Here is a 4,311-nt window from a genome sequence, read left to right as displayed (position 1 = left end):
TTTTTTTCTTCGGAAATTGTAACCATTAAGTTACCTAGGTCGTCTTATGTAAAAATGACCACCAACAACGACCAAATACTCATCAATCAAATCATTGAAGGCGACACTAATGCGTTCGCAGTGCTTGTTGATGATTATAAGGGTTTGGTGTATACATTAGCATTACGAATGTTGAAAAATAAGGAAGAAGCAGAAGAAGTTGCACAAGACACTTTTATAAAAACCTATAAATCGTTACACCGATTTAAAGGTGATTCAAAATTCTCTACCTGGATTTACAGAGTGTGTTACAATACCTGTTTAGACCGAATTAAAAAAAATAAAAAGTATATAAACAATGTTAACATCAATGAATTTACAACACATGAAGTTAAAACATTAGATAATGCCTTAACAACGTTAGAAACCAAAGAACAAGAGCAAGTGATACAGCGTTGTATAGCACAATTACCAAGTGAGGATAGTTTTTTATTGACCTTATATTATTTTGATGACTTATCTTTAGATGAAATTTCAAAAGTGGTTGGTATCACAGCAAATTCTATAAAAGTGAAATTATTTAGATGCCGAAAAAAATTAGCGATCATTTTAAAATCGCAATTAGAACCAGAAACAATAGCATATTATGAACGAGAACGCAGATAAACATTTAGATCACCTGTCACGTAAAGTGATGGGTAAATCGGCAGTTGAAAGTCCGTCGTTTGATTTTACAAACCGAGTGATGTCTCAAATTACTAGTTTGAGTACATCAAGCGCAACAACATATGTACCTTTAATTTCTAAAACTGTTTGGGGATTAATTATAGTGTTGTTTGTAGCGCTTACTGTATTTCTAGGTTTTGTAACGTCTCATCGTCAAACAACACACGAAAAGAGTAGTTGGTTAGATCGTCTAGCTTTAGAATCCATTTCAAATTATGAATTTATAAACCCGTTAGCTCATTTACATTTGTCGCAAACTACGCTTTATGGCATTGTGCTATTTGCATTTATGTTTAGTATTCAAATTCCTGTACTAAAACATTATTTTAATAAGCGTTTTGAGGTTTAGATTTTAAAACACTTAAAATTCACATTATAAAATCACTTGTAATCTCAGTTTTACAAGTGATTTTTTGTTTTATATTCTGAAATTGGAGTTTTTGCATATTATTTTCAAAAAAAAATAACAATTTTGAAACCCTAAGGTATTTCTGTCGTTATTGATACTGTACGCTAACCAAAACCGAATGTCAAACAACCACAACATTGTAATTAAACGTTGTAAACAAGGAGATGAAAAAGCCATGATGCACATTTATGATGCTTATTGTGACGCTATGTTTCAAATTTCGTGCAGATATTTAAACGATGAAGATGCTAAAGATGCCATGCAAGAGAGTTTTATAAAAGCGTTTTCAAAATTAGAAAGTTATAAGCCAGAATTTACCTTTGGTGCTTGGTTAAAACGAATTGTCATCAATCAATGTATAGACCAATTGAAAAAAAAGCGTTTAGAATTTGTAGACTCAGAACTAGCAAACTTAAGCATAGAAGATGATAATAATTGGAGTTTTTCTTCGGAAATATCATATTAGAGATTTATTTAAAGATGATGAGGCTATAAAAAAGCGCTTGCCAAACAATCATAGGCAAGAGTTTTATGAGCAATTAAAAGCATCTAGACCACGTCGCGAATCTAAATTAAATAGTAATTATTTAATTAAAATAGCAGCCATTATTACTCTATTTGTAGCTTTATCAATTACAGTTTTTGTGACAGTTGATAACACATCAAATCAAATTGTTGAAGAGCCCTCAATGAAAACTCAAATTGAAGGTATTGAAAAACAATATTTGGCTAGTATTGATAAAGAGTGGCAAAATTTTATACAAAGTACAACCGATCAAAAATTAGTTAAACGTTATAGAGATAAGTTAGATAATTTAGATCGTGATTATAAAGAAATTTCACTTCAGTTTAAAGCCGATAATACTAATATTTTAGTCATAGAATCATTAGTTGAGAATTTGCAAACTAGGTTGCAATTATTAAAAGATATCCAAGCACACATCAATGTATTAAATCAAAAAAACGAACAAAATGAAGCAATTAACATTTAAAATCAGTGCATTGATGCTCATCACATCACTATCTGTTTTTGCACAGAAAAAAACAGTGTATTCTGAGCAATTTTCCGCAGATAAAAACACTACAGCAATTTTTAATCTAGAAAATACAACGGTTTCTATTGAGACTTCTACAGACGGGAAAGTCCATTTTGATTATAGCTTAGAATTTGATGGTTATTCAAAAAAACAAATAGAGGAGGAGTTAGAAGGCATCAAAGTTAACGCAACAAAATTTGAAAATCATATTACTTTAATATCTAATAGTGTGACTCAAATTTCGACAGTAACTTATTCTTATGACTCTCCAAATGGACTCGTTCTAGATTATGATGCTTCACAAAAAGCTAATGATAGTATCGTTAGAAAATCTAGAGACTCTATAGTTGAGGAGATTCGTTATAATGCCTTCGGAAAAATTAAAGCACCATTTAAATACTTTAATGACCGTTTTAAAACAAAAGATGATAACGGAAAACTGAAAAACGTTAGAAGAGGTAATATTAGAATGTTAAGAAGTCAGTTTGTGATTAAAATTCCGCCATATTTAAAGCTTAAAATCAACGGGAAAGATGCCCAGATCACAGTTCGTGATGATTGTATGGCTGAACTCTCTGTCGTTTTAAAGCGTGGTTATTTTTATGCCAAGCAACTCATAAATGAATACAATCTCTTTAAAATTGAAAATGCCAATTTAAGAGCAGAAGGCATTGTTGGTGGTCGTTATGATTTTAACAATATTTCTAAAGGTTTGATTGGGAGTTTGCAAAATGTAAAAATAACGTCTGAGTTTTCTAAAATCCAAATAGGAGAACTTAAAGAGAAAGTTTCCATTACAGATTTCAACAGCGAGTACTTTTTTTACAATTGGGACTCTAATTTCAAACGCTTTGATTTGTTTTCAGAATATTCTAAAATTCATTTGTTCTATCCCAAAGTCCATGATTTTAGTATGAAAGTCATGGGTAATAATACCAAAAGTATGTATGGTGATAAATATGTGGTCAACATGCAACCTACAAGTAAAGGCGAAAAATTTAATATGATGGAACGAAAAGCCAAAGGCAAAGGCCATTTCTCTGGAGCTATTAATTTTGATATTATTCATGGTATCATCTACAATTATAACGACACATTCACCGCTTCTAAAAACTAAATACTAATGAAAAATTTAATGGTATTAGCTGTTGCATTCATTTGCTTCAGCACACTAAACGCGCAAAAAAACGACATCGATTTTAATAACCTTTCAGGTTTAAAAATGACTACAAATTATGGTTCTGATGATTTTGAAATCAACGATTTGCTCAGTTTTCAAGGCATTGATTATATGAAAGTAGATTTCTCAGGAAAAGAATTAAAAGGAAAAAGCTACCACATAACCGTTAAAGAAATCTGGAATGGTAAAGTGGTGAGTGATACGACTGTTGTGGATAGTAAAAATCTTGGTATTAAACAATTTGAAACACTTACCGACTCCGTGCTTAATATGCGAATAATAGCGCAACACACCAACGGAAAGCTAAGGGTTAAATTTAAATTTCCAAGATTTAGTATTACAAAAGATTATAATGCAACATCATCTAAGGATTATAGCTTACGTAATCTAGCAGACGAAAGTAATTTGCAAATTGGGTATCATGAAAAATTTTATTTTTTAGCCTACATCTTACCTTATGAAAGAGCAGATGGCTCTAAATCATGGTGCGAAGTAGGAACCTCTGGCGATTCTATTGAAAAATGGGGAGAACAATTTGGGATTGAACATTACCTGCTTTTCGAAATGAAATTTGAGTAACTTAAAAAAAAATCCATTAGTTATTAGCTAATGGATTTTAATATAAACTTTAGTTTGTATAAAAATAAGGTTAATACCAACGTTTCTTTTTCTTTTTAGAACCTTCACCTTTTCGGCCTTTTTTATACTTGCTGCCTTGTTTTTTATGTACAATAGGCTTAGCATTCATATCTAAAGGATAAGGATGATTGTCTTCTACAGGAATTTGCACATTAATTAACTGCTGTATCGCTTTTATATACGTTTTCTCATCTGCAGAGCAAAATGAGTACGAGCTTCCAAATTCTCCAGCACGACCAGTTCTTCCAATTCTATGCACATAGGTTTCTGGTATGTTGGGTAAATCAAAGTTGATGACAGCATCAAGCTCGTTAATGTCAATACCACGTGCAGCAACATCT

7 protein-coding genes are annotated in these 4,311 nt (G+C 31.4%); 6 read left to right on the top strand and 1 reads right to left on the bottom strand.

Annotation, left to right across the window (positions count from 1 at the left end; translation table 11 throughout):
- The 6 genes from TD29_RS17190 to TD29_RS17165 form a co-directional block, all read left to right on the top strand.
- Positions 1 to 645: RNA polymerase sigma factor (locus tag TD29_RS17190; RefSeq protein ID WP_316931864.1), on the top strand; the 645-nt coding region annotated here is incomplete at its 5' end.
- Entirely contained in the window at positions 626 to 1,054 is a 429-nt protein-coding gene (locus TD29_RS17185) for a hypothetical protein (RefSeq protein WP_040282683.1), read from the top strand. The genes TD29_RS17190 and TD29_RS17185, both read left to right, overlap by 20 nt.
- A 178-nt stretch (positions 1,055 to 1,232) precedes the next feature.
- The gene (locus TD29_RS17180; protein ID WP_052467174.1) at positions 1,233 to 1,580 is read left to right on the top strand and encodes an RNA polymerase sigma factor; all 348 of its coding nucleotides are present in this window, start codon (positions 1,233 to 1,235) and stop codon (positions 1,578 to 1,580) included.
- Positions 1,540 to 2,106, top strand: coding sequence for a hypothetical protein (locus TD29_RS17175; protein ID WP_040282681.1), 567 nt, complete (start codon positions 1,540 to 1,542; stop codon positions 2,104 to 2,106). The genes TD29_RS17180 and TD29_RS17175 overlap by 41 nt, the downstream gene beginning before the upstream one ends.
- Entirely contained in the window at positions 2,087 to 3,268 is a 1,182-nt protein-coding gene (locus tag TD29_RS17170) for a hypothetical protein (RefSeq protein WP_040282679.1), read from the top strand. The genes TD29_RS17175 and TD29_RS17170 overlap by 20 nt, the downstream gene beginning before the upstream one ends.
- Before the next feature lie 6 nt (positions 3,269 to 3,274).
- Positions 3,275 to 3,910, top strand: a complete 636-nt coding sequence (locus tag TD29_RS17165; RefSeq protein ID WP_052467173.1) for a hypothetical protein — start codon at positions 3,275 to 3,277, stop codon at positions 3,908 to 3,910.
- Positions 3,911 to 3,980: 70 nt separating this feature from the next.
- Here TD29_RS17165 and TD29_RS17160 read toward each other — a convergent pair.
- The coding region (locus TD29_RS17160) for a helicase-related protein (RefSeq protein WP_040282677.1) at positions 3,981 to 4,311 on the bottom strand (331 nt) is incomplete at its 5' end.

It is taken from the genome of Psychroserpens damuponensis (assembly GCF_000826655.1).
Taxonomy (GTDB): Bacteria; Bacteroidota; Bacteroidia; order Flavobacteriales; family Flavobacteriaceae; genus Psychroserpens; species Psychroserpens damuponensis.
Note: the sequence above shows the minus strand (reverse complement) of the source record. Positions and strands in the feature narration are given on the sequence as shown.

Coding starts and splice junctions, on each gene's coding strand:
- TD29_RS17170 (WP_040282679.1), top strand. CDS start 2,087: ATGAAGCAATTAACATTTAAAATCAGTGCATTGATGCTCATCACATCA.
- TD29_RS17175 (WP_040282681.1), top strand. CDS start 1,540: ATGATAATAATTGGAGTTTTTCTTCGGAAATATCATATTAGAGATTTA.
- TD29_RS17185 (WP_040282683.1), top strand. CDS start 626: ATGAACGAGAACGCAGATAAACATTTAGATCACCTGTCACGTAAAGTG.
- TD29_RS17180 (WP_052467174.1), top strand. CDS start 1,233: ATGTCAAACAACCACAACATTGTAATTAAACGTTGTAAACAAGGAGAT.
- TD29_RS17165 (WP_052467173.1), top strand. CDS start 3,275: ATGAAAAATTTAATGGTATTAGCTGTTGCATTCATTTGCTTCAGCACA.